The 25446-nt window shown below is 72.1% G+C and carries 16 protein-coding genes; 8 read left to right on the top strand and 8 right to left on the bottom strand.

Annotation, left to right across the window (positions count from 1 at the left end; genetic code table 11):
- Positions 1 to 64 precede the first annotated feature (64 nt).
- From infB to ACZ4Z4_RS34255, 6 genes are all read left to right on the top strand, one after another.
- Entirely contained in the window at positions 65 to 3178 is a 3114-nt protein-coding gene (gene infB / locus ACZ4Z4_RS34280) for a translation initiation factor IF-2 (RefSeq protein ID WP_468336366.1), read from the top strand.
- Positions 3179 to 3318: 140 nt separating this feature from the next.
- The gene (locus tag ACZ4Z4_RS34275; RefSeq protein WP_468336364.1) at positions 3319 to 3612 is read left to right on the top strand and encodes a DUF503 domain-containing protein; all 294 of its coding nucleotides are present in this window, start codon (positions 3319 to 3321) and stop codon (positions 3610 to 3612) included.
- Between the two features lie 50 nt (positions 3613 to 3662).
- A complete protein-coding gene (rbfA, locus tag ACZ4Z4_RS34270; RefSeq protein WP_468336361.1) occupies positions 3663 to 4139 on the top strand; it encodes a 30S ribosome-binding factor RbfA in 477 nt (158 codons plus the stop codon).
- Complete coding sequence (truB, locus tag ACZ4Z4_RS34265) at positions 4136 to 5044, top strand: tRNA pseudouridine(55) synthase TruB (protein WP_468336358.1); 909 nt, start codon at positions 4136 to 4138, stop codon at positions 5042 to 5044. Before rbfA ends, truB begins: the two co-directional genes overlap by 4 nt.
- A 267-nt stretch (positions 5045 to 5311) precedes the next feature.
- Entirely contained in the window at positions 5312 to 8926 is a 3615-nt protein-coding gene (locus ACZ4Z4_RS34260; RefSeq protein ID WP_468336355.1) for a trypsin-like peptidase domain-containing protein, read from the top strand.
- Positions 8927 to 8995: 69 nt separating this feature from the next.
- The gene (locus ACZ4Z4_RS34255; protein ID WP_468336352.1) at positions 8996 to 9940 is read left to right on the top strand and encodes a bifunctional riboflavin kinase/FAD synthetase; all 945 of its coding nucleotides are present in this window, start codon (positions 8996 to 8998) and stop codon (positions 9938 to 9940) included.
- Positions 9941 to 10098: 158 nt separating this feature from the next.
- On the opposite strand, the gene ACZ4Z4_RS34250 is transcribed toward ACZ4Z4_RS34255, so the two are convergent.
- The 8 genes from ACZ4Z4_RS34250 to eccE form a co-directional block, all read right to left on the bottom strand.
- Positions 10099 to 11097, bottom strand: coding sequence for an oligopeptide/dipeptide ABC transporter ATP-binding protein (locus tag ACZ4Z4_RS34250; protein ID WP_468336350.1), 999 nt, complete (start codon positions 11095 to 11097; stop codon positions 10099 to 10101).
- Positions 11098 to 11173: 76 nt separating this feature from the next.
- Complete coding sequence (locus ACZ4Z4_RS34245) at positions 11174 to 12202, bottom strand: ABC transporter ATP-binding protein (protein ID WP_468336347.1); 1029 nt, start codon at positions 12200 to 12202, stop codon at positions 11174 to 11176.
- Positions 12199 to 13158: an ABC transporter permease gene (locus ACZ4Z4_RS34240; RefSeq protein WP_468336344.1), complete on the bottom strand. Its 960-nt coding sequence runs from the start codon at positions 13156 to 13158 to the stop codon at positions 12199 to 12201. The genes ACZ4Z4_RS34245 and ACZ4Z4_RS34240 overlap by 4 nt, the downstream gene beginning before the upstream one ends.
- Positions 13155 to 14249 carry an ABC transporter permease gene (locus ACZ4Z4_RS34235; protein WP_468336341.1) on the bottom strand — a complete coding sequence of 365 codons (1095 nt, stop codon included), beginning with the start codon at positions 14247 to 14249 and terminating at the stop codon, positions 13155 to 13157. The genes ACZ4Z4_RS34240 and ACZ4Z4_RS34235 overlap by 4 nt, the downstream gene beginning before the upstream one ends.
- Before the next feature lie 3 nt (positions 14250 to 14252).
- Positions 14253 to 16181, bottom strand: a complete 1929-nt coding sequence (locus ACZ4Z4_RS34230) for an ABC transporter substrate-binding protein (protein ID WP_468336338.1) — start codon at positions 16179 to 16181, stop codon at positions 14253 to 14255.
- A 650-nt stretch (positions 16182 to 16831) separates the two neighbouring features.
- Positions 16832 to 20071: an SCO5717 family growth-regulating ATPase gene (locus tag ACZ4Z4_RS34225; RefSeq protein ID WP_468336335.1), complete on the bottom strand. Its 3240-nt coding sequence runs from the start codon at positions 20069 to 20071 to the stop codon at positions 16832 to 16834.
- A 296-nt stretch (positions 20072 to 20367) separates the two neighbouring features.
- Positions 20368 to 21075 (bottom strand): hypothetical protein, encoded by a 708-nt coding sequence (locus ACZ4Z4_RS34220; protein WP_468336332.1) that lies wholly within the window; start codon positions 21073 to 21075, stop codon positions 20368 to 20370.
- 59 nt (positions 21076 to 21134) lie between these two features.
- Entirely contained in the window at positions 21135 to 22370 is a 1236-nt protein-coding gene (gene eccE, locus ACZ4Z4_RS34215) for a type VII secretion protein EccE (protein WP_468336329.1), read from the bottom strand.
- Positions 22371 to 22626: 256 nt separating this feature from the next.
- On the opposite strand from eccE, the gene eccB reads away from it, so the two are divergent.
- On the top strand, positions 22627 to 24159 hold the full coding sequence (gene eccB / locus ACZ4Z4_RS34210) for a type VII secretion protein EccB (protein ID WP_468336326.1): 1533 nt from the start codon (positions 22627 to 22629) through the stop codon (positions 24157 to 24159).
- 19 nt (positions 24160 to 24178) lie between these two features.
- Positions 24179 to 25438, top strand: coding sequence for a type VII secretion-associated serine protease mycosin (gene mycP / locus ACZ4Z4_RS34205; protein ID WP_468336323.1), 1260 nt, complete (start codon positions 24179 to 24181; stop codon positions 25436 to 25438).
- Positions 25439 to 25446 lie beyond the last annotated feature (8 nt).

The raw sequence follows: 25446 nt of genomic DNA, 5'->3' as shown, positions 1-25446 counted from the left end.
CACGCGATGAGTACGCCCATGAAGTAGCGACGGTCCGGCGTAACCCGGACCTAAAAGGAGCGAAGTGGCTAAGGTCCGGGTATACGAACTCGCCAAGGAGTTCGGCGTAGAGAGCAAGGTCGTCATGGCCAAGCTCACAGAACTCGGTGAATTCGTACGTTCGGCGTCCTCGACGATCGAGGCGCCCGTGGTACGCAAACTGACTGACGCATTCCAGCAGGGCGGCGGCAACGGCAAGTCCGCCGCCAAGCCCGGCGCGCCGCGCAAGCAGGCCGCCCCCAAGCCGGCCCCCTCGGGCCCGGCGACCCCCTCTCCCGCGCAGGCCGCCCGTCCGGGTCCGGCCGCGCCCAAGCCGCCGGCGCCCAAGCCCGCCGCGGCCGAGAAGCCCGCGGCTTCGCCGGCGACCCCGGGCCCGCGCCCGACGCCCGGCCCGAAGCCGCCGGCCCCCAAGCCCGCGCCGGCCTCGCCGGCTCCGGCCGCCCCGGAGTTCACCGCTCCGCCGGCCGCCCCCGCGGCCCCGCAGACCCCCCGTCCGGCCGCCCGCCCGGGTGCCCCGAAGCCCGGTGGCCGTCCGGCCCCCGGTCAGGGCCAGGGTCAGGGCCAGGGCCGTGGCGACCGCGGTGACCGTCAGGGCGCCCCGCGCCCCGGCGGCCAGGGCGGTGCCCCGCGTCCCGGCGGTGCCCGTCCCGCGGGTCCGCGTCCGGGCAACAACCCCTTCACCTCCGGCGGCTCCACCGGCATGGCGCGCCCGCAGGCGCCCCGTCCGGGCGGCGCGCGTCCCGGCCCCGGCGGACCCGGCGGCCAGGGCGGCCCCGGCGGCGCCCCGCGCCCGCAGGGCGGTCAGGGCGGCCCCGGTGGCGCTCCCCGTCCGCAGGGTCAGGGCGGTGCCCGTCCGACTCCGGGCGGCATGCCCCGTCCGCAGGCGCCCCGTCCCGGCGGCGCCCCCGGCGGCGGTCCCGCCGGCAACCGTCCGAACCCGGGCATGATGCCGCAGCGTCCCGCCGCGGGCCCGCGTCCCGGCGGTGGCCCCGGCGGCGGCCGTGGTCCCGGTGGCGGCGGTCGTCCGGGTGGCGGCGGCGGTCGTCCCGGTGGCGGCGGCTTCGCCGGTCGTCCCGGTGGCGGTGGCGGCTTCGCCGGCCGTCCGGCCGGTCCCGGTGGCGGCGGCGGTGCCGGTCGTCCCGGTGGTGGCGGCGGCTTCGGCGGTCGTCCCGGCTTCGGTGGCCGTCCCGGTGGCCCGGGTGGCCGCGGTGGCACGCAGGGCGCCTTCGGCCGTCCCGGCGGTCCCGCGCGTCGCGGTCGCAAGTCGAAGCGGCAGAGGCGCCAGGAGTACGAGGCCATGCAGGCCCCGTCGGTCGGCGGCGTGATGCTGCCCCGCGGCAACGGCGAGACCGTTCGCCTGTCGCGCGGTGCGTCCCTCACCGACTTCGCCGAGAAGATCAACGCCAACCCGGCGTCGCTCGTCGCGGTGATGATGAACCTCGGCGAGATGGTCACGGCCACGCAGTCCGTCTCCGACGAGACGCTGCAACTCCTCGGCGACGAGATGAACTACACGGTTCAGATCGTCAGCCCCGAGGAGGAGGACCGCGAGCTGCTCGAGTCGTTCGACATCGAGTTCGGCGAGGACGAGGGCGGCGAAGAGGCCCTCATCGCCCGTCCGCCGGTAGTGACCGTCATGGGTCACGTCGACCACGGAAAGACCCGCCTCCTCGACGCCATCCGCAAGACGAACGTCGTCGCGGGCGAGGCCGGTGGCATCACCCAGCACATCGGTGCCTACCAGGTCGCGACCGAGGTCAACGGCGAAGAGCGCGCCATCACCTTCATCGACACCCCCGGTCACGAGGCGTTCACCGCCATGCGTGCCCGTGGTGCGAAGTCCACCGACATCGCGATCCTCGTGGTCGCGGCGAACGACGGTGTGATGCCGCAGACGATCGAGGCGCTGAACCACGCCAAGGCGGCCGACGTGCCGATCGTGGTCGCGGTCAACAAGATCGACGTCGAGGGTGCCGACCCGACCAAGGTGCGCGGTCAGCTCACCGAGTTCGGTCTGGTGGCCGAGGAGTACGGCGGCGACACGATGTTCGTCGACATCTCCGCGCGCCAGGGCCTCAACATCGAGCAGCTGCTCGAGGCCGTGGTCCTGACCGCGGACGCCTCGCTCGACCTGCGGGCCAACCCGGAGCAGGACGCGCAGGGTATTGCCATCGAGGCCCACCTCGACAAGGGCCGCGGCGCCGTCGCGACCGTCCTCGTCCAGCGCGGTACCCTCCGCGTCGGCGACACGATGGTCGCCGGTGACGCGTACGGCCGAGTCCGCGCGATGCTCGACGACAAGGGCGAGAACGTGGAAGAGGCGGGTCCGTCGACCCCGGTCCTCGTCCTCGGTCTCACCAACGTCCCGGGCGCCGGCGACAACTTCCTCGTCGTCGACGAGGACCGTACGGCCCGTCAGATCGCCGAGAAGCGTGCCGCCCGTGAGCGCAACGCCGCGTTCGCCAAGCGCGTGCGCCGTGTCTCGCTCGAGGACCTGGACAAGGTGCTCAAGGCCGGCGAGATCCAGCAGCTCAACCTCATCATCAAGGGTGACGCTTCCGGTTCCGTCGAGGCTCTTGAGTCCTCCCTGCTCCAGCTGGACGTCGGCGAAGAGGTCGACATCCGCGTCCTGCACCGCGGTGTGGGTGCGGTCACCGAGTCGGACATCGACCTGGCGATGGGCTCCGACGCCATCGTCATCGGCTTCAACGTCCGCGCGGCCGGCCGTGCCGCGCAGATGGCGGAGCGCGAGGGCGTCGACGTCCGCTACTACTCGGTGATCTACCAGGCCATCGAGGAGATCGAGGCGGCCCTCAAGGGCATGCTCAAGCCGGAGTACGAGGAGGTCGAGCTCGGCACCGCGGAGATCCGCGAGGTCTTCCGCTCGTCCAAGCTCGGCAACATCGCGGGTGTCCTCATCCGTTCCGGCGAGGTCAAGCGCAACACCAAGGCCCGTCTGCTGCGCGATGGCAAGGTCATCGCGGAGAACCTCAACATCGAGGGCCTGCGCCGCTTCAAGGACGACGTCACCGAGATCCGCGAAGGCTTCGAGGGCGGTATCAACCTCGGAAACTTCAACGACATCAAGATCGACGACGTCATCGCGACGTACGAGATGCGCGAGAAGCCGCGCGGCTGATCACGACAGCTCGAACCGGGGCCGGTCGAGGGGAGGTAAATCCCGTCGATCGGCCCCGGCCGTTCCGTGTACGGTTCTTGTGTCCCTGCCAAGCGGTTGGCGGGGCACCGAACCCGTACCGGCGGGACATCCGGACACACATGTATGTGGGGACTCTGTCCTTCGATCTGCTCCTCGGCGACGTACATTCGCTGAAGGAGAAACGCTCCGTCGTCCGACCGATCGTCGCCGAACTCCAGCGCAAGTACGCGGTGAGCGCGGCGGAGGTCGGGGTGCAGAATCTGCACCGGCGGGCCGAGATCGGCCTCGCCGTGGTGTCGGGCGACTGGGCTCATCTCACCGACGTACTGGACCGGTGCGAACGCCTCGTCGCCGCCCGGCCCGAAGTGGAGCTGCTGTCGGTCCGGCGGCGGCTGCACGGCGACGACGATTGAACACAGCAAGACAAGCCCAGGGAATGCCCGGGGATAAGGGAGACGGAGCAGTGGCCGACAACGCGCGGGCGAAAAGGCTGGCGGACCTCATTCGAGAGGTGGTTGCTCAGAAGCTGCAGCGCGGGATCAAGGACCCGCGGCTCGGAACGCACGTGACGATCACGGACACCCGGGTGACCGGTGACCTGCGGGAGGCCACGGTCTTCTACACGGTCTACGGCGACGACGAGGACCGTGCGGCGGCCGCCGCGGGCCTGGAGAGCGCCAAGGGCGTGCTCCGGTCGGCGGTCGGACAGGCCGCAGGCGTGAAGTTCACGCCGACCCTGTCCTTCGTCGCCGACGCCCTGCCGGACAACGCGCGCGCCATCGAGGACCTCCTCGACAAGGCGCGGATGTCCGACGAGAAGGTGCGCGAGGTCTCGGCCGGCGCCGAGTTCGCGGGCGGGCCCGACCCGTACCGCAAGCCCGACGAGGCCGACGAGAGCGACAGCACCACGGACGAGACGGACGGCGACGCCCGCGCATGAGCAAGAGCAGCACCACAACGCCGGACGGCCTTGTCATCGTCGACAAGCCGTCCGGCTTCACTTCGCACGACGTGGTGGCCAAGATGCGCGGGATCGCCAGGACCCGCCGCGTCGGACACGCGGGCACCCTCGACCCGATGGCGACGGGTGTCCTCGTGCTCGGCGTGGAGCGCGCCACCAAGCTCCTCGGCCATCTGGCGCTCACCGAGAAGGAGTACCTCGGCACCATCCGCCTCGGGCAGAACACGATCACCGACGACGCCGAGGGCGAGATCACCTCGTCCGCCGACGCCTCGAAGATCACCCGGCAGGCCATCGACGCGGGCGTCGCCAAGCTCTCCGGCGACATCATGCAGGTGCCGTCGAAGGTCAGCGCCATCAAGATCGACGGCAAGCGGTCCTACGCCCGCGCCCGCAAGGGCGAGGAGTTCGAGATCCCGGCCAGGCCCGTGACGATCTCCGCCTTCACCGTGTACGACGTGCGCGATGCCGTCGCCGAGGACGGCACGCCCGTCCTCGACCTGGTCGTCTCGGTCGTCTGCTCCTCGGGGACGTACATCAGGGCGATCGCCCGTGACCTCGGCGCCGACCTCGGCGTGGGCGGCCACCTGACCGCGCTGCGCCGCACCCGCGTCGGCCCCTACAAGCTGGACGCGGCCAAGACCCTCGACCAGCTCCAGGAGGAGCTGACCGTGATGCCCGTGGCCGAGGCCGCGGGGCGGGCCTTCCCGCGCTGGGACGTGGACGACAAGCGCGGCCGGCTGCTGCTCAACGGCGTCCGGATCGACATGCCCGAGGAGTACGCGGGTGTGGGCGCCGTCGCCGTCTTCGACCCGGAGGGCCGCTTCCTGGTCCTCGCGGAGGAGTCGCGGGGCAAGGCCAAGAGCCTGGCCGTCTTCGCCTGACGGCTTTTCCGTGCGGTGGCCTTCCCGGGTCGACGGCCCGGTGGCCTTCCCGGCCCGACGGCATTGTGGAGCGGCGGACCCAGGTCCGCCGCTCCACCATTCCCCCCACTAGAGGTGTTTCCACCGCCACCCGCCGATTCACCCCATCGAGCAGGCGCTCGGAGTGAACCGGGGGGTCGGAAGGGGGCGCGTTCGGACCGCCTCCTGTCCCGCTGATCACCCCCGTCCTACGGTCGGGAGAACGGGGCACAGTGGGGAGGTTCGAGCATGGCGGGACGCGGCGGGGGAGGGCTCTCGGCTCCGGCGCCGGACCGGTCGGTGGTGCGGGTGTGCGATCCCGCCGGGCGCCCGCGCGGCATGGGGTTCGCGGCCGACGAGCACGGCACGGTCGTCACCAGCCACGAGGCGGTCGACGGACTCGCCCGGATCGTCCTGCACGCGCCGGACGAGCGGACCTGCGTGGTCCCCGCCGACGCCGTGGTGGCGCTGCCCGGAGCCGACCTCGCGCTCATCCGCACGGAAGGCCTCGGGCTGCGGCCCCTCCCGGTCACCGCGCGGAGCTCGGTGCCGACCGGAACGTACGTGCGCATCACGGCATGCGGCTGGCGCGAGGCGCGCGTCCTCGGCACCTCGGCCGTCACATACACGGCGACGGACCGCCGCCACCCCGTGGGCGCCGCCCTGGAGCTCGCGATCGGCACGGACGGCGCCGACGCGCTGCGGCCCGGCGGCGGGGCCGCGGGCGGACCCGTCGTGGACGCCTCGTCCGGCGCCGTGCTCGCCGTCCTCGGTACCGCCCTGCTGCCTCGGGCCTCCGGCCCCGCCGCGCCCGGACAGGACGACGCCTGGACCCATCGCCCGGCGGGCTTCGCGGTGTCGCTGCGGGACGCGGCGGCCGCCGACCCGGGCGGCCCGCTCGCCGAGCTCCTCGCGCACAACGCCGCGACCGTGCCCGCGTACGGCGAAGACCTCAACCTCGCGGGCGCGCTGCACCTGACCGCCACGTCCGCGGGCTCCGACGGCCCGCACACCACGCTCGCGCCCACCGCCCTGCCCCACGCCGCCCTTCTGGAACCGGTCGAACGGCCCGACACGGCACGGGAGTTCGCCGCCTTCACCGAGGGGCCCGCGCGGGTGCTCGGCCTCGTCGGCGACCCCGGCACGGGACGCACCACGGAGCTGGCCGCGCTCGCCGCGCGCCGGGCCAGGGGCGCCGAGCCCGCCCCCACGCTGTGGCTGCGCGGCGCCGACCTGCTCGGCACGGACACATCCGTGGCCGACGCGGTGGAGCGGGCGCTGGACCGCGCCGGACGAATCCTGGCGGCCGCCGCCGAGGAGGAGCCCGCGGCCCGGGACCTCGGCGACATCTCGGCGCACCGCGTCGCCGGGCTCGTGCGGGACGCGGGGCGGCCGCTGCTCCTGCTGCTGGACGGCCCCGAGGAGATGCCGCCGGTGCTCGCCCACCGCCTCGCGGAGTGGAGCGACGGCACGGTCCGGTGGCTGCGGGAGACCGGTGCACGCCTCGTCATCGCCTGCCGTCCGGAGTACTGGGAGCAGGCCGGTGCGCACTTCGGCGCCGCGTCGCACCCGGCGGACACCGGCCCCGGGCTCCCCGGCTGCGTACACCTCGGCGATCTCCCGGAGCCGCAGGCCCGCCGGGCCCGCGCGCGGTACGCCGTCCCCGACGGCGCGCTGACCGCCGCCGACGCGCGGCACCCGCTGGCGCTGCGGCTGCTCGCCGAGGTGCGGGCCGCCCGGCCGGACGCGCCGCCGCCGGGCACCGCGGACCGGGAGGACGTCTTCGGCGCCTATCTGGACCTGGTGTGCCTGCGGATCGCGGTGCGGCTCGCGGCACCGAAAGGGCTGCGCGGAACCGCCGTGCGCCGTCTCGCGGCGACGGTGTCCGGCCAGGTCCACGAGGCGGCGCGGCGCTGCCTCGGACCGGGCCAGGGGCAGCTGGACCGGGCCTCCTTCGAAGCGGTGTTCCCGTGGGGGGCGCTGCCGGGCCGAGGGAGCGGGGCCTGCTCGGGGTGGGCGTCGGCGGTGCTCACCGAGGGGTTGCTGGTGCCGGCCGGGCCGGGTTACCGCTTCGCGCACGAGGAGGTGGCCGACTGGCTCCAGGGCATGCACCTGGATGTCGACGGGGCGCTGACCTCACTGGTCCACCGGCACCGGGACGCGGCCCGCAACCCCTCGGTGCCGGAACAGCGCCGGCGCGGCCCGTCCCGCCCGGCGCCCGTACCGGTGCCGCGGCACCGCATCGGCCCGGTGATCCAGGCCCTGCTGTCGCTGGGACGGCAGCACGGCGCCGCCGAACTGGCGTCGAGGCTGGTCGGGCTGGCGGACGCGCTGGCGGACTTCGACGCCTGCGGGGCGGCCGCGTCCGAGGACGCCGTGTGGTGGGCCCGCCGACTGCTCGGGCAGGTGCTGCTGCGGGTGCGCGACGCGTCCCCGTACCTCGCGGTGCTCGAACCCCTCGCCGACCGGGGAGAGTTCGGGACCGCCTTCTGGCTGCGGCTGCCGCTGGACGAGGCCGACCGGTTCGCGCTGCTGCGGCGGCGCGTCGTCCACGACGGGCCGCCGGGGACCCCGGACCGCTGCCTCGACGCCGTCGCCGACCTGCTCACCGCCGACCCCGTGGGCGTACAGCCGCGGCTCGCCCAGTGGTTCACCGACGAGCGGCCGCTGGCCGCCACGCCGGACGCGACCGTCGCCTCCGCCGCGCAGGCGCTCCTCCACACCCACCGGCACCGCGCCATCGACGACCTCACGGAGACCCTGGTCGACCACGCCCCTGACGCCCGCGCCGACGAGCTCCTCGCCGCGCTCGCCGAGGAGGAGCCGTCGGCCGTCTGCCGCGCGGTCGCCCGCTGGGCCAGCGACGAGCGCCCCGCTCGCCGCGTCGCCGCCGCCACGTACGGCCTGCGGGCCGCCCCGCACACCAGCGCCGACACCGACCGCGAGCTTCTGCGGCAGGCCGCCTGCGCGCTGCTCGCACGCCCCGCCGACACCACCCTGCACGGCGCCGCGCTCGCGCTCCTCGTCCGCGACCCGCGGACCCGCTCCCGGCACCTGCCGCAAGCCCTGCGGCGCTTCACCGCCGGAGACCCGCAGCTGACCGCGAGCGCCCTGGCCACCGCCCTGCCCACCCACCCCGGGCCCGTCCTCGACGCCTTCCGCGCCCGCCTGCACGCGCAGGGCCCGGCCGCCGACGACGTCCTGTGCGCCCTCGCCGACGTGACGACGCCCGCCCTAGCGCGTCGCGTCGCCACCCTCGTGCACGACCTGCTGGAGGCCCGCCCCGAGGCGGCCGGGCTCGCCGCCGCGTACATCGACCGGCGCCTCGAACACGGCCCGGCCGTGCGCGGCATCCTCTTCCCGCTGGTCGCCGGGCTGCTGCACAGCAGGTCCGTGCGGGTGCGGGCCGCCCTCGCGCCCGTGCTCGCCGCCCCGGGCACCGCCGCGTCACATGCCCTGCGGGGCGAGCTGCTCGACGTACTGCTCAGCCAGGAGCGGGACGCCGCGGTCCTGGAGAGCGTCCTGCGGTCGGCGGCGCGCGGCGCCGGGGAGCGCGGCGCCGACCGCACCCGCGAGCTGGTGCGGCGCGTCGGAGCGCTGCTCGTCCGCACTCCGGAGGGCGCGGCCGCCTTCGACCGGCACCTGGCCGAACTGGCTCGTCAGCGACCCGGTTTCGCCGCGCTCGTCGCGGGCTGGATCGAGACCGACCCGCAGGACTGGGCCGTCCTGGTCGGCCCGAGCGCCCACCGCACGATCGGGAACCTCACGGGAGGCATGCGCGTCCTCGCCCATGCGGTGCCCGGCGGAGTGACCCCCGCCACTCCCTCCGGTGCGAGCCGGGACCCGTCGGCATGGCAGTCTTAGACCTGCGCAATCGGCAATGGGAACGTACAGATGTACGTGACGTATACGGGTTCGGCGAGGAGCAAAGAAGTGCAGCGCTGGCGTGGCTTGGAGGACATCCCCCAGGACTGGGGGCGCAGCGTCGTCACCATCGGTTCCTACGACGGCGTGCACCGCGGTCACCAGCTGATCATCGGGCGTGCCGTGGAGCACGCGCGCGAGCTCGGCGTGCCCGCCGTGGTCGTCACCTTCGACCCGCACCCCAGCGAGGTGGTGCGCCCCGGCAGCCACCCGCCGCTGCTCGCGCCGCACCACCGGCGCGCCGAGCTGATGGCCGAGCTGGGCGTGGACGCGCTGCTGATCCTGCCCTTCACCACCGAGTTCTCGAAGCTGTCGCCCGCCGACTTCGTGGTCAAGGTGCTCGTCGACAAGCTGCACGCGCGCGTGGTCGTCGAGGGCCCCAACTTCCGCTTCGGCCACAAGGCCGCGGGCAACGTCGACTTCCTGGCCGAGCTCGGCCGGACGTACGACTACGAAGTCGATGTCGTCGACCTGTACGTGAGCGGCGAGGCAGGTGGCGGCGAGCCGTTCTCCTCGACGCTGACCCGGCGCCTGATCGCCGAGGGCGACGTGACGGGGGCCGCGGAGATCCTCGGCCGCCCGCACCGCGTCGAGGGCGTCGTCGTGCGCGGCGCCCAGCGCGGCCGCGAGCTGGGCTTCCCCACCGCCAATGTGGAGACGCTGCCCCACACCGCCATCCCCGCCGACGGTGTCTACGCCGGATGGCTGCACGTCGAGGGCGAGGCCATGCCCGCGGCGATCTCCGTGGGCACGAATCCGCAGTTCGACGGCACGGAGCGGACGGTCGAGGCGTACGCGATCGACCGCGTCGGCCTCGATCTGTACGGGTTGCACGTGGCCGTGGAGTTCTTGGCCTTCGTGCGGGGGCAGGCCAAGTTCGACTCGGTCGACTCGCTGCTTGTCGCTATCGCGGATGACGTGAAGAGGTGCCGGGCTCTTATCGAGTCCGCCTAGTCGCCGTAGGGGGCGTTCCTCTTTGCGGCTGCGGGTGTGTTCGTGGTTGCTCGCGCAGTTCCCCGCGCCCCTGGGACAAGCGCCCTGCGGGCGCTTTGTCAGGGGCGCGGGGAACTGCGCGACAAGCCCCCACCGGGCGGTCAGCCGAGAACGAACCCCTAAGAACCCGAGCCCGCGGCGGCAGCCCAATGGCAGGCGACCTGCGTCTGGCCGCCACCGGCCAGGAGGGGAAGGTCCACCTCACGGCAGCGCGCCGCCACACCCGCCCGCTCCGCCTCGCCGGAGGCAAGCACCTGGCACCGCGCATGGAATCGGCACCCCCCAGGAATCCGCGACGGATCCGGCGGCTCGCCCGTGAGGACCACCGGGTCACCGGGCGCCTCGGGCAGCACGGACAACAGCGCCTGCGTATAAGGGTGCTGAGGTGCCGTCAGCACCTCCTCCACCGTGCCGGTCTCGACGATCCGGCCCAGGTACATCACCGCGACCCGGTCCGCGATGTTCCAGGCCAGCCCCAGATCGTGCGTCACCACCAGCGCGGACAGGCCGAGTTCGTCCCGCAGCCGGAGCAGCAGCGCCAGGATCTCGCCGCGCACGGACGCGTCGAGGGACGCCACCGGCTCGTCGGCGACGATGAGTTCGGGTTCGAGGACCAGCGCGCCCGCGATGACGACGCGCTGGCGCTGGCCGCCGGAGAGCTCGTGCGGATAGCGCAGGAAGAAGCGGTCCGGCGGCCGCAGCCCCGCCCGTGCGAGGGCATCGGAGACCGCGGCCCGCTCGTCGCCCGCGTACCCGTGGATGCGCAGCCCCTCCGCCACGGCGTCGTACACCGTGTGCCGGGGGTTCAGCGAGCCGCTCGGGTCCTGGAGGACCAGCTGGACCCGTTTGCGGTACGCCTTGAGGGCGCGGCCCGAGTAGTCCAGCGGCTTGCCGCCGAACGTCACCCGGCCGGAGGTCGGCGGCACCAGGCCGAGCAGCGAGCGGGCCAGCGTCGTCTTGCCGCACCCCGACTCGCCGACCAGCGCGACGATCTCGCCGCCCTTGATGTCGAGGTCGACGCCGTCCACGGCACGGGCGGTCGGCGCGCCCCGGCGGCCGGGGAAGGCGATGTGCAGGTCGGCGGCCGACAGCAGGGGGCCGGCGGCTTCGGTGGTCATGTGCTGCTCCTGGTCGCGAGGGCTGTCGAGCACGGCGCTGTCGGTTCCGAGGGGTGATGGGCCCGGGGGTGGCCGGTCACGGCGTGCGCTCCGCCGTCGCCGGTGCCGACGTGGGCTGCGCCGGGAGCGGCGCGCCCGCGTGGACGCAGGCCGCGCGGTGGTGCGGGCCCGCCTCCCGCAGGGCCTGGTCCTCCGTGGCGCAGGAGTCGAGGGCGACCGCGCACCGCGGGTGGAACGTGCAGCCCGTGGGGAGCGCCGACGGGTCGGGCGGGTCGCCCGGCAGGCCGCGCGGGGCGAACCGCGACGCGGTGTCGCCGATGCGCGGGAAGGCGGCCGACAGGGCCTTTCCATAGGGGTGCCGCGCGTTCTCGTAGACCTGTGTGGCCGGGCCCTCCTCGACGACGCGGCCCGCGTACATCACGGCGAGCCGGTCGCAGGTGTCGGAGAGCACCGCCAGGTCATGGCTGATCATCATCAGGCCGAGGTCCTGCTCGGCCACCAACTGCTCGATGAGGCGCAGGATCTGAGCCTGGATCATCACGTCCAGCGCGGTGGTCGGCTCGTCCGCGATGATCAGCCGGGGGTCGCAGGCGAGCGCCATCGCGATCATCACGCGCTGCCGCTGGCCGCCGGAGAGCTCGTGCGGGTACGCGTCGGCGCGCGCGGCGGGCAGCCCCACGTGTTCGAGGAGCTCGCCCGCCCTCTTCTTCGCGCCCGCCTGTGTCGCCTTCTTGTGCAGCAGGATCGGCTCGGCGATCTGGTCGCCGATGCGGTGCACGGCGTTCAGGGAGTGCATCGCGCCCTGGAAGACGATCGAGGCGCCGGCCCAGCGGACCGCGCGGACCCGGCCCCACTTCATGGTGAGGACGTCCTCGCCGTCGAGCAGGATCTCGCCGGACACCTTGGTGCCCGCGGGCAGCAGCCGCAGCAGGGCGAGCGCGAGCGTGGACTTGCCGCAGCCCGACTCGCCGGCCACGCCGAGTTTGTGGCCCGCGTCGACGTGGAGGTTGACGCCGCGGACGGCGGCCGCGCCGTTCGCGTACGTCACTTCGAGGTCGCGCACGTCGAGGAGCCGGGGCCCATCGGTTTTCTGTACGTCGTTCAACGGGTGGCCCCCAGCCTGGGGTTGAGCACGGATTCCACGGCGCGGCCGCACAGCGTGAACGCCAGCGCGACGACGGCGATGGCGAGGCCGGGCGGCGCGAGGTACCACCAGTGGCCCGCGCTGACCGCGCCCGCCTCGCGCGCGTCCTGGAGCAGCCCGCCCCACGACACGCTCGTCGGGTCGCCGAGGCCGAGGAACGCGAGCGTCGCCTCGGTGAGGATGGCGCCGGAGATGACGAGGGTGGTCTGCGCGAGGACGAGCGGCATCACGTTGGGCAGCACGTGCCGGGCCATGATGTGGCCGTGGCCGCCGCCGAGCGCCCGGGCGCGTTCGATGTACGGGCGGGACTCGACCGCCAGCGTCTGCGCGCGGACCAGGCGCGCCGTGGTCGGCCAGGTCGTCACGCCGATCGCCAGGATGATCGTCCAGATGGAGCGGGACAGCACGGAGGCGAGGGCGATCGCGAGCACCAGCGTCGGCATCACCAGGAACCAGTCGGTGACGCGCATGATGACGGTGGCGTACCAGCCCTTGAAGTGTCCGGCCGTGATGCCCACGAGCGTGCCGATGGCCACCGAGAGCACGGCGGCGAGCAGCCCCACGGAGAGCGAGATGCGCGCGCCCCACACCAGCAGGCCCAGCAGGTCGCGCCCGAACTGGTCGGTGCCGAGCGGGTAGGCGCCGCTCGGCGACTCCATCGGGTCGCCCGGCGCGTCGGTGACGCTCTGCGCGTCCGAGCCGACGAGCAGCGGTGCGAAGACCGCGGCGAGGGCGATCAGGGTGAGCGCGGCGAGGCCGAAGAGTCCGGCCCGGTGCGTGCGGTACTCCCGCCAGAAGCGGGCCGCGGAGTGCCTGCGCCGGGTCCAGGCGAGCGACCGCGCGCTTTTCGGAGCCGCCGCAGGGGTGGTCGGGGTGGGTGTCGGTGTCGGGCTGGTCGGTGCGGATTCGGTCGTCATCGGCCCACCCGGGGATCGAGCAGCGGATAGATCACGTCGGCCAGGGTGTTCATGAGGATCACCGCGGCCGAGAAGACGAAGAACAGCCCCTGCACCAGTGGCAGGTCGGGCACGCTCAGCGCCGCGTAGAAGAGTCCGCCGAGCCCCGGCCAGGAGAAGACGGTCTCGACGAGGATCGCGCCGGCGACCACCGTGCCGAGGTTGACGAACATCAGCGTGACGGTCGGCAGCATCGCGTTCGGGACGGCGTGCCGCCGCCGTACGAGATCGTCCCGCAGCCCCTTCGCGCGGGCGGTCGTCAGATAGTCGCTGCCCATCTCGTCGAGGAGCGAGGACCGCATGACGAGCAGTGTCTGCGCGTATCCGACGGCGACCAGCGTGATGACGGGCAGCACCATGTGGTGCGCGACGTCGATGACGTACGCGAAGCCGGTCTCGCCGCCCGACTCCAGACCGCCGGTCGGGAACATCCCGGGGATCGGCCCGATCCCCACCGCGAAGGTGATGATCAGCAGCAGGCCGAGCCAGAACGACGGCACCGAGTACAGCGTCAGGGCGAGCCCGGTGTTGAACCGGTCGCCGAGCTTCCCGTTGCGCCAGGCGGTGCGCGTGCCCAGCCAGATGCCGATGAGGGTGTAGAGGACGTACGCCGTTCCGGTGAGGAGCAGCGTCGCGGGCAGCGCCTCCGTGATCTTCTCCATCACGGGGGCGTGGAACTGGTACGACGTGCCGAAGTCGCCGCTCAGGACGTTGCCGGTGTAGTCCCAGAACTGGGCCATGACCGGCTTGTCGAGGCCGAACTCCTTGCGCATCGCGGCGAGTTGCTCGGCGGAGACGCGCTTGCCGCCCGTCATCTGCTTGACGGGGTCGCCGGGGATCAGCCGGAACAGGAAGAAGCTGGTGACGAGCACGGCGAAGAGCGACACGGCCGCGCCGCCGAGCTTGCCCGCCACATAGAGGAGGTAGGCGCGGGTGTTGCGGGCGCGCGGCCCGCGGGCCGACGCCGGCCCGGCCGGTGCCGGGTCGCCGTCGGCCCCGGGGCCCGGGGGGCCCTCGGTGTCGAGCAGTGCGGGATTGCTGTCAGCGGTCATGCGTTACTCGCGGTCCTCTGCGGTAGAACGGCGGCGCAGGGCGAACAGGACTCCGCCGCCCACGAGCACCACCGCGGCAGCGGCGATACCGATGATGACACCGGTCGAGCTGCCGTCCTTGGAGGAACTCTTCCCATCCGCGGGGACGGCCGACCACCAGCTCCAATATCCATCCTGGCCGTAGATGTTTCCGGCGGCCTTCGGCATGGTGGTGATGGACTTGATCTGGTCGGTGCGGTAGGCCTCGACGGCGTTCGGATACGCGAGGACGTTCATGTACCCGGAGTCGTACAGCCACGACTGCATCTGCTTGACGATGTCGGCGCGCTTGGCGGGGTCGTACTCCGCGAGCTGCTTGGCGTACAGGTCGTCGAACTTCTTGTCGCAGATGAAGTTGTCGGTGGCGGCGCTCTCCTTCGCCTTCTCCGGCAGCGCGGCGCAGGTGTGGATGCCGAGCACGAAGTCCGGGTCGGGGTTGACGGACCAGCCGTCGAAGGCGAGGTCGTACTCACCGGCGTACCAGGGCACGGACACGTCGTCGAGACAGTTGACCTTCAGCCCGATCCCGAGGTCGCCCCACCACTCCTTCAAATACTTGCCGACGGCCTTGTCATTGGGGTCCGTGGCGTGGCACAGGATGCGGAAGTCCAGCGGCTTCCCGTCCTTCCCGACCCGCTTCCCGTCGCTGTTCTTCTCGTACCCCGCCTCGTCGAGCAGCTCGGCGGCCCGCTTCGGGTCGTACTTCATCTCCTGCTCGGCGGACGGCTTCCAGGCGTAGTCGGAGAAGCGCGGCGGAATGTATCCCGCGCCCTCGACGGCGTGTCCCTGGAAGACCTTGTCGACCAGCGCCGCACGGTCGACGGAGAGGAAGAGCGCCTGCCGGACCCTCTTGTCGAGGAGCGCAGGATGCCCGTCGCCGAACTTCTCGCCGTCCTGCGTCTTCGCTCCGGGGTTGGTGGCGATGGCGAAGAAGCGTCGTCCGGGCCCTTCGTTCACCTTGATGTTCTCTTCGTTCTTCAGGGAATCGGCCTGCGCGGGGGTGAGCGCGGGCTGCCCGGCGACGAAGGACACCTCGCCCTTCCTGAGGGCGGAGACGGCGGCGTCCTGATCCTTGTACGTCTTGAAGACCAGCTCGTCGAACTTGGCGGGACCCCGCCAGAAGTCCTTGTTGGCCTTCAGCTTCACGTACTGGTCGACCTTGTAGTCCGTCAGGATGAACGGCCCGTTGCCGACGACGGGGAAGTCCTTGTCGTTGTTGAACTTCGAGATGTCGTCGACCTTCTCCCAGACGTGCTGGGGAACGATCGGCACGTCGAGCGCGGCCATCGTGGCCTGCGGCTTCTTCAACTCGATGACCAGCTTGGTCGGGCTGGGCGCGGTCACCTTCTTGAAGTTGGTGACGAAGTTGGAGTTCGCGGTGGCGGTGCCCTCCTTGGACATCACCTTGTTGAACGTCCAGGCCGCGTCCTGTGCGGTCGCCTGCTTACCGTCCGACCACTTGGAGTCGTCCCGGATGGTGTACGTCCAGGTCAGCTTGTCCGCGGACGGCTTCCAGTCGGTGGCGAACCCGGGGATCGCCTTGTTGTTCTCGGCGTCGTAGTTGGTCAGGTATTCGTACGTCAGCCGGTGCAGGCTGGTGCTGAGCAGCCGCTGGGCGAGAAACGGACTGAGCGAGTCGACGCTCTGCGCCACGGCGACGGTGAGTACGTTCTTGCCGCCGTCCTCGGCCCGCGCCTGCTGCGGTCCCGGATTGAGCGGCGTGGCGAGACCGGCCGTCAGAGTGAACGCGGCGGCTCCACCGGCGAGCACGAGCTTGAGGGGGCGGTGGGGGTGCTGGGGGCGCTGGGGGCGGCGGGGGCGGCGGGGGTGAGTGTGGCGCGGTGCTGGTGTCTTCGGTACTGCTGGTCTGCCGTGCTGATCTTGAGTGTCCATGGGTCGGTGACCTCGTGTCATCGCTCGCGCAGGGATGGCTGGTTACACGCAGGTGGATCAAGGAACGTCAGCTGGTTGCTGTGTGTTTACCAGCGCCAGTCTGCACGCGTCAACGGCGGGTGAACCCCATGTGGCCTGCGGAAATAACGAGTTGACCGGTATTTCATCCGCATTGGTCAAGACCACTGACGCATGGCTGGTGAGGGGGTGGCGACGGGGGAAGGGGTGTCGTGACCTGGCGGTCCGTCGGGGCGGGGTTGCGGGTGTGCTGCGGCTGGGTCCGCTTTCCGTACCTGGCGGTCCGTCGGGGCGGGGTCGCGGGTGTGCTGCGGCTGGGTCCGCTTCCGTACGTGGGGGTCTGTGCGGGTGGGGTTGCGGGTGTGCCGCGGCTGGGGGCCGCTTCCGTACCTGGCGGTCCGTCCGGGCGGGGTCGCGGGCGTGCTGCGGCTGGGGGCCGCTTCCGTACCTGGGGGTCTGTGCGGGTGGGGTCGCGGGCGTGCCGCGGCTGGGTCCGCTTCCGCTGTGGGCAGGCGTTCCGCGCGGCGGAACGGGTGGGCACAGCCCCCGGTGCCGGGTGCGGCGTGCGGAGGCATACATGCCGGTGGGCCCGCACCGGGGAATGGTGCGGGCCCACTGGGAGGATGACGTGCCTACTGCTGCGGGGGCGGCGGCTGCTGGAAGGGCGCCCCCGGCTGGAACGGCGCGCCGGGCTGCACGGGCGGAGGCGCCTGCCCGTCCTGGGGCTGCTGGGGCTGCGGCTGCTGGGGTTGCGGCTGCTGGGGCGGCTGACCCTGCTGCTGCGGCTGCTGCCCCGGCTGCTGCGGCGGCGCCTGCCACCCCTGCGGCGCCCCCGGCTGCTGCGGCGGGTAGGGCTGCGGCTGCTGAGGGGCGTACGGCTGCTGGGGCTGCTGCGGCTGCTGCGGAACGTACGGCTGCTGCTGCTGCGGTTGCGGTTGCTGCGGCTGCTGGGGAGCGTACGGCTGCCCCTGCGGCTGAGGCACCTGCTGCCCCGGCATCGGCGGAGCCATGTGCGGCGGCGGATTCCCGTCCGACGTCCACAGCCCCTGCTGCTGCTGGGCCCGCACGAAGTCCTCGGCCACCAACGCCGAGAGGTTGAAGTACGCCTCCCGCACCTTCGGCCGCATCATGTCGAGGTCGACCTCGGCGCCGGCGGCGAGATGCTCGTCGAAGGGGATGACGACAACGCCGCGGCACCGCGTCTCGAAGTGCGACACGATGTCGTCGACCTTGATCATCTTGCCGGTCTCGCGCACACCGGAGATGACGGTGAGGGACCGCGAGACGAGGTCGGCGTACCCGTGCGCGGAGAGCCAGTCGAGCGTCGTCGAGGCGCTGCTCGCGCCGTCCACGGACGGCGTGGAGATGATGATCAGCTGGTCGGCGAGGTCGAGGACCCCGCGCATGGCGCTGTAGAGCAGGCCCGTACCGGAGTCGGTGAGGATGATCGGGTACTGCTTGCCCAGTACGTCGATCGCGCGCCGGTAGTCCTCGTCGTTGAAGGTGGTCGACACGGCCGGGTCGACGTCGTTGGCGATGATTTCCAGGCCGGACGGCGCCTGCGAGGTGAAGCGCCGGATGTCCATGTACGAGTTGATGTACGGGATCGCCTGGACGAGGTCACGGATCGTGGCCCCGGTCTCGCGCCGCACGCGCCGGCCGAGCGTACCGGCGTCGGGGTTGGCGTCGATCGCGAGGATCTTGTCCTGCCGCTCGGTGGCGAGCGTGGACCCCAGGGCGGTGGTCGTGGTCGTCTTGCCGACACCACCCTTGAGGCTGATGACGGCGATCCGGTAGCAGGACAGCACCGGGGTACGGATCAGCTCCAGCTTGCGCTGCCGCTCGGCCTCTTCCTTCTTGCCGCCCAGCTTGAACCGCGAACCGCCGCCCGTGGGCCGGCTGCTCTTGGCCTTGGTCTTGGTGTTGCGCAGCAGCCGGTCGGAGGAGAGCTCGACGGCGGCGGTGTAACCGAGCGGGGCGCCCGGGTTGGTGCGCTCCCGCTGATCGTGCCGCACGGCTTGCGGCCAGGCGGCACCGGTACGGGGGTCGACGGGCGGCTGTCCGGGCTGCCCCGGTTGTGCCGACTGTGCCGGCTGAGCGGGCTGCGCGGGCTGTTCCTGGTGCGGGATCTGCGGGGCATGGGCCTGGGCCTGTGGCTGAGGCTGGGGCTGCGGTTGGGCCTGAGGCTGCTGAGCCTGCTGCTGGGGCACCTGGGGCTGAACCGGGGCCTGGGGCTGCACAGGAGGCTGGGGTTGCGCCTGCTGCACGGGGAACTGCTGCCCGGCGAAGGGCTGCCCCGGCTGGACGGGCTGCTGCCCCTGGGGCACAGGCGGCTGCGGGAAGCCGTAACCGGCTTGGGGCGCCGGGGGTGCCTGCGGCTCGGGGGCGGGGACGGGGGCGGGAGCGGTCGGGGCAGGCGCGGCCGGGGAGGCGGCCTGCGGGAACCCGTAACCGGCTTGCGGGGCCGGAGGTGCCTGCGGCTCGGGAGCGGCCGGGGCCACCGGAGCGGACTGCGGGAACCCATACGCACCCTGCGGAGCGGCGGCTTCAGGGGCGGGCGCGGGCGCGGGTTCAGGCGCGGGCGCAGGGGCGGGCGTGGACGTGGGCCACGCCCCCGGCGGGGGCTGCGGAGCCTGCGGCTGCCCCGGCGCGGGGTAGGGAGCGGCCTGCGCGGCGGGCGGCGGCGTCGTCGGCGCGGGCCACTGCGGCGCGGACGTCGGAGCCGCGGGCTGGAACGCGGGCGGCAACGGCGGAAGCATGTCCTGCGGCGAGGGCGGCGGAGGCCAGGCGGCAGGCACGGCATCCTGCGGAACAGCGTCTTCGGCTACGAGACCGGAGTCACCGTCAGCACCCGCGTCGGCACCGGAATCCGCCCCTTCACCCTGCGCATCAGACGCACTGGGCTCACCGGACTCACTGGACGCACCGGACTCATCAACGTCACCGTCGGAAACGGAGGTCTCCGCAACAGAGGCCTCCGCAACGGAGGCTTCCGCAACAGAGGTCTCCGCGGCCTCGGCAGCGGCAGCCCGCTCCTCGATCTCCTGCTTGAGGGCGCGAGCGGAGAACCGCATGGTGGCGCCGCTCTCGAGGTCACCACTGCCAAGGCTCTCACCGACAGGCTCACCAGCAGTATCCGCTTCGGGGACGACCTTGTCCGACTCAGAGGACGCAGCGCCGTCGCCACCCCCCTCACCCTCACCCTCACCCTTGGCCTCGACCAGGGCATCGACGTCGCTCTTCGGGACGACACCGGTCACATGAACCGAGGCGGCGGGCCCGGCAACGGCCCCGCTCCAGTCGGCGGCACCACCGGAAGACACGGGCGGCACGACGGACGACTCAGAGGCAGAGACATCAGAAGAAGCAGCACTCTCTGACTCAACCTCGTCCACGGGCTCCGCATCCGGCTCCACATCCGGATCCGCAGGCTGGAACCCACTGCCGAGGGGCAGCTTCGGCACGACGCTGGGCACGCTCGCCGAAGGCGGCGGCCCCACCGGCGCCGGGGGAGGCGGGGGAGCGGAGAAGGACGGCATGGCGGGCGGCGGCGTAGAGGCAGCCGGAGTACCGACATCCGAAGCAGCCGGAGCACCGGCATCCGAAGCAGCCGGAGCACCGGCACCGGCATCCGAAGCAGCCGGAACAGAGGCGGACGGCGTGGAAACAGGCGGCGTGGAGACGGACGGCGTAGAAACAGGCGGCGCCGAAGGCGTCTCCCCCGCACTGCCCGAAGCGTTCTGCGTGTACCAGGCGGGCGGCGCGTAGTCGATGGTGAACTCGCCCGTCGTCTCGGCAGCGGACTCCGCGTCGGACTGATCATCGACGGGTGAGTCCCAGCCCCCGCGGATCTCGTCCCGATCGCTGTTCACAATGCCTCCTGGTGTGGTCGAGCACCCTCGTGCCGTGGTGGGGGGCGACCGTTCCTGTCGTCCGATCCGCCTGGCTCTCCCCGTTGCGGGACGCGCACCACCCGTTCGAAGGTTCCTGCGACGCGCCCTGTCCCAGCCTAATCATCAAAACCACCAGCACGGCAGGGCAGTCCGCCCCACCCATGCTGTCCATTGCGTCACGCCACACCCAGGAGCGATCCACGTACATCAAACCGTGACGGACAAATACCTCAACGGTCGACACCTTGCCCCGAATTGCCGGATGCCGCGCCGACTCAGTCCATCCGCCGAGCGGTACCCAACAATCCGGTCTCGGCATCGGTGGCCTGGGTCATCACGTACTGCCGATCACGCTCGGCACACCACAACGTCACCCCGTCGGCGAGCGTCGGCAGCGACGCGACATCCTCACCCGACAGTCCCAGCAACCGCCCGATCTGCACCGCTTCGTCCGGCGACACCCGCTGCACCCCCACCACCCGCGCCTGCCGCACGAGCCTGGGCGCGACGGGACTCAGATAGGGCAGCACCGTCAACACGGACTGCCAGGGCGCGGACACGACCCGCCCCCGGGGCGGCCGCATCCCGCAGTCCCGCACGACAAGCACCGGACTCCCCGCGGAAGCCCCCAGAGGCGGCACCCGCCCCACGTCATGCACACCCATCCCACTGGGCCCCACCCCGACCGCCCGCACCAACGGCTCCCACGCCCCGGCCCGCCCGGTCTCCACAGCCACCCGCGCCCCGGTCGCGGCGGCCCGCAACGCGATGACCTGCGAGGTCCACAGCCCACCGATGAAGAGAATGTCGTACGGAGTGGGCCGGTTGACGCCAAGGGTCGCGGGCCGCCCCTCCGCATCCGCACCGATCACGACCCCGTCGTCACCGATCGGCAGCGCGAGCGCGTCCACCTGGTCGGCGGAGAGCGCGTGTCGCCCGTGTCGGGGACCGATCAGCCCGAATCCGCCTCGCACGGCGGCCACGAACGAATCCCTCGTCGACCCACCGAGGGAACCCCTGGTCGAAGGAGCCGGGACGGCCGTCAACGCGCACCCCCTAGCGGCAGCGTGGCGAGCATCCCCGGCAGCTGTTCACGGTCCAGCCGCACCAGCCCCGTCCCGGCCTGACGGGCCGCCTGCTCCAAGGACCGCCGCGCGGCGACCAGCTCGGCATCCCCGCGCCCCGTCACCCGCAGATGACCGCGCAAGGCGATCTCCTGCCGCGCGCCGTGTCCGAGCGTGAGGCTGAAGGTCGTGGTCAGCGCCGGTACCGCAGTGAGCAGGGCTACGACCTGCGGCAGCGCAGGCCCCCCGGACCCTCCCAACTGCGGCCAGCGCGCCACCCAATAGGTGGTGTGGCGGCGGTTGTCACACCGCCAAGCGCGCGGGGATTCCTCGGTCCTGCGCTCCGGAATCCCGGCCCCGCCGGCCTGAGCCGTCACCAGGGGGTTGGCGCAGGCGGAGGTCGCGACGGCGGAGGCCACCTCCTCCTCGGTCAGGACGGTCACGTGGAATCCCGCTCCCGTGAGGCGGCTGGCGAGCTGGTCCGCGACACGCACCACGCACTTCTGCGCACCGGCCAGACCGCCTCCGCGCGCTGCCACGGCCTCGGGGCAGAGCTGAGGATCGAGCTTGAGGGCGATCCAGGTGATCCGCACCCCGGGCGCCCCCGTGCGGGCTTGCAGCGGTGCGTAGTTGCTGACGGCCAAGGACTGCTGAGGAAGGTGCAGTGCGGGGGCGGGCTGGGTGTGCAGCACGATCTGGGCGGACTCGAGCCGGATACCGTCCACGTCGAGAGCGTCCCGCACCAAGCCCACCGGCAGGGGCCGACTTCCGCGATCGGCCCGCAGCGCCGTCACGTCCGACTCCACCTGTAGCACCGCGGTCACGAACGTTCCGTCGCCGACCAGCCCGACCTCACGACGGTCACGGCCGCTGTATGCGTACGTACGCAGGGCAGGGTCGCACTCGACCGCCGGGGCGAAAGCAGGGTCGATACCCGGCGGTACCGAACTCTCCGCGGCACTGCGTCGCCGGGCCGTCAACTCCCGTGCGGTGCGCAGCCATTCGTGCAGCGGCCGCCCACGGCGACGTACGACGGCCAACAGCACCAACACCGCGGCGACCACGGAGGCAGGGACGAGAGCCAGTGGACCGACGATCCAGGCCGTGATGAGCAGAGCGGCGGCGAGCTCCAGCAGAACGAACCGCAGCAAGCGGAGGGAGCCCAATTGTGCCGCTGCCGGGCGCAGTTGAACACTGACCGCCTGGCTGTGCATCTGCGTCCGAGTGGCGGACTCCGTACGTCGTCCCGTCCGCCTGCGCGACGTTGCAGCCGTCACCCCAACCCCCCACAATTCTCTCGAACCGCCTTCCGGGGCAGGGCCCTTGAGACTCACCAAGCTCACCCAGCCCGCACGTGCGATTACTCAACAGGCATAGTAGGGCCCGGCCCGGCATCGGAGTGCGGGGGCGTGGCCGTCGCACGGGGAAGCAGCAGCTACTCAGGTCGCTCACGGGGAGAACCAGACACGCATGGCATCACGGCGGGACGAACTCAACGCGTACATCTTCGCGAAGCGCCGCACGCTGGCCGCGTTCATCCAGCCCTCGCCCTCGGGCTCGGAAGAGGGAGCGCCCCGCCCGTTGCGTGCGGTGGTGCCCGGCCTCATCGTCGCGGTGGTCGTGCTGGCGGTCTTCGGCGCGTGGGGGATGTTCCGTCCGGCGGCCAAGCCCGGCTGGGACAAGCCCAAGGAGCACGTCATCATCGCGAGTGACTCGACGACCCGTTACGTCGTCCTGAAAACCCACGGCAAATCCCAACTCCACCCGGTCCTGAACATGGCGTCGGCGAAGCTCCTTCTCGACTCCGGCAAGGGGGAGGTCATCAACGTCGACGAGTCCGTGCTCGACAAGGGCACGCTCCCGCACGGCGCCACCATCGGCATCCCGTACGCCCCAGACCGGCTGCCCTCGGCGTCGGAGGCCGGCTCCGCCAAACGCTGGGCGGTCTGCGAACGTCCGGTCGAGGGCGGCAGCAGCATCCAGAAGGCGACGTTCGTCCTCGGGGAGCGGGACCGGAACAGGACCGAGGGCCGCGAACGCCTGCGCGGCGGCGAGCTGTTGTACGTGATGGGTCCGGACAGGACGCGCTACCTGGTCGACGCGCGCGGAAGGGCGTACCGGATCTCGGAGAGGGAGGAGCGTGGGCTCCTGCTGCGCGTCCTCGTGGGGTCCGGTCGTGAACCGCAGAGGGTCTCCAAGCAGTGGCTCGACACTCTGCTCCGCGGAGGCGCGATCGCCTTCCCCGAGATCGACGGTGCGCCGGGCGCCGACGCGAAGGTGCCGGGCCTGCGGGACCGAGCGGCGGACAAGGTCGGCATGATCCTCAAAGCGACGGACGGCGAAGGCCCTCAGCACTACGTGGTTCTTCCGGGGCGGATCGCCCCGGTCTCCGACTTCACGGCGAAACTCCTCCTCAGCAGCCCCGACCTGGTCGGCCTGGAACAGGACGGCCGGGCGCGGCAACTGAGCGCCGCGGCCTTCACCCCGGGGACGAAGGAGTTCGGGGCGGAGTTCAGGTGGCCGCGTGAGAAACCGAGGACCGCCAACGAAGCGTCCACCGTGCGCGGCACCCGCAACACCGTCTGCAACGTCCTGCGCGACGTGGACGCCGACGACGGTGCGGTCACCCTCAGCACCTGGTCCGGCACCGCCTTTCCGGCGACGCTTCCCACCGGCTCGTCGAGTGCGTACGTCACGGCGGGCTCGGGCCAGCTCTACCGGCAGTTCCTCGGCACCGAGACGAAGGCCGGAGGTGTCTTCCTGGTCACCGACACGGGCCTCCGGTACGCGATGCAGTCCAACAGCGACAGCGCGACCGACGACGCCGGCATCGGCACCTCCGCGAAACAGCGCGAGCAGCAACAGCAGGAGGCGCGACAGGCCCAGACACGCCTCGGATACGGGGATACGGATGTGACGCCGATCCCAGCGGCCTGGTCCAAACTCCTGCCCACCGGGCCACGCCTGTCGACGGCCGCGGCACGGCAGCCGCAAGGTTCCTGAGGCGTGAGGGGACGCTGAGATGACGCACGCTTCCGTCACCGTCTCCCGCGGCATGACGAGGACGACCGGGGCAGTCACGGCTGCTCTGACGCTCGCACTGGCGGTGCCGACATCGGCCTACGCCGACTCCTCGCCGTCCGGACAGTGCACGTTCCCCGCCAAGCCATACGAAGGGCGCCCTTGGTCCCTGCAACGCGTGCTCCTGGACGAACTGTGGCTCCGGTCCACGGGCAAGGGGGTGCGGGTAGCGGTGATCGACACCGGCGTGGACACCAGGAACCCGCAGCTGAAGCCGGCGGTGGACGCGTCCCGCGGCCGCAACTTCCTACCCACCGAGGACGACAAGGGCGAGAAGATCGACCGGGGCAAGGCGAACGGCACGACGGACGCGGTCGGTCACGGCACGCGGGTGGCGGGCATCATCGCGGCACGCCCCGCCAAGGGCACCGGCTTCGTGGGACTCGCACCGGGCGCCACGATCATCCCGATCACACAGAACGACGTGGAGGGCCACGGCACCGCGGCAACACTCGCGAGAGCCATCGACCACGCGGTCGACGCCGGCGCGGGCGTCATCAACATCTCCCAGGACACCACCGACGCGGCCAGACCCGCACCGGAACTGAAGCGGGCGGTGGACAGGGCCCTCGAGCAGCAAGTGGTCGTCGTCGCCTCAGCGGGCAACGACGGCTCGGGCGGCAACATCAAGAAGACCTATCCCGCGTCCTACGAGGGCGTGCTCGCCGTCGCGGCCTCCGACCGCAACAACGAACGGGCCGCCTTCTCCCAGTCCGGCGACTTCGTCGACGTGGCGGCCCCCGGCGTCGACATGATCTCCACGGTCCCGGGCGGGGGCCACTGCGCCGACAGCGGCACGAGCTTCGCGGCCCCGTACGTCGCCGGCCTCGCGGCCCTCCTCAAGTCCAAGCACCCCACCTGGACCACACGCCAGATCACGGCCCAGATCCAACAAACAGCGGAACGCTCGGTGGCCGGCCACGACCGCCTGGTCGGCTGGGGCGTAGCGGACCCGACCCGCGCCCTGACGGAGGACACCCGCCCGATCGAATCCCCGTCCCCCCGAGAAGGCACAACCCGCGCGGACGCCCCAACACCCGCGAAACTCCACCTCACCGAAACCCCTGCCGAACGCACGGCCCGGCTGGCCACGTACGTTGCTGTGGGGACCATCGCTTTGGTGGTGGGGTTGGCTGGGGCGGGAGTGGCGCTACGGGATGCGCGGCGCCGTGAGCGTCGTCGCGGAATGTGGGCTGCCTGACTGAGTTG

It is taken from the genome of Streptomyces sp. NPDC030245, assembly GCF_055572995.1.
Note: the sequence above shows the minus strand (reverse complement) of the source record. Positions and strands in the feature narration are given on the sequence as shown.

Bases quoted from the DNA above. Each gene is read 5' to 3' on its own strand.
- ACZ4Z4_RS34240 (WP_468336344.1), bottom strand. From the start codon at position 13,158: ATGACGACCGAATCCGCACCGACCAGCCCGACACCGACACCCACCCCG.
- mycP (WP_468336323.1), top strand. From the start codon at position 24,179: ATGACGCACGCTTCCGTCACCGTCTCCCGCGGCATGACGAGGACGACC.
- ACZ4Z4_RS34230 (WP_468336338.1), bottom strand. From the start codon at position 16,181: ATGGACACTCAAGATCAGCACGGCAGACCAGCAGTACCGAAGACACCA.
- eccE (WP_468336329.1), bottom strand. From the start codon at position 22,370: ATGCACAGCCAGGCGGTCAGTGTTCAACTGCGCCCGGCAGCGGCACAA.
- ACZ4Z4_RS34260 (WP_468336355.1), top strand. From the start codon at position 5,312: ATGGCGGGACGCGGCGGGGGAGGGCTCTCGGCTCCGGCGCCGGACCGG.
- ACZ4Z4_RS34275 (WP_468336364.1), top strand. From the start codon at position 3,319: ATGTATGTGGGGACTCTGTCCTTCGATCTGCTCCTCGGCGACGTACAT.
- ACZ4Z4_RS34250 (WP_468336350.1), bottom strand. From the start codon at position 11,097: ATGACCACCGAAGCCGCCGGCCCCCTGCTGTCGGCCGCCGACCTGCAC.
- truB (WP_468336358.1), top strand. From the start codon at position 4,136: ATGAGCAAGAGCAGCACCACAACGCCGGACGGCCTTGTCATCGTCGAC.
- ACZ4Z4_RS34235 (WP_468336341.1), bottom strand. From the start codon at position 14,249: ATGACCGCTGACAGCAATCCCGCACTGCTCGACACCGAGGGCCCCCCG.
- eccB (WP_468336326.1), top strand. From the start codon at position 22,627: ATGGCATCACGGCGGGACGAACTCAACGCGTACATCTTCGCGAAGCGC.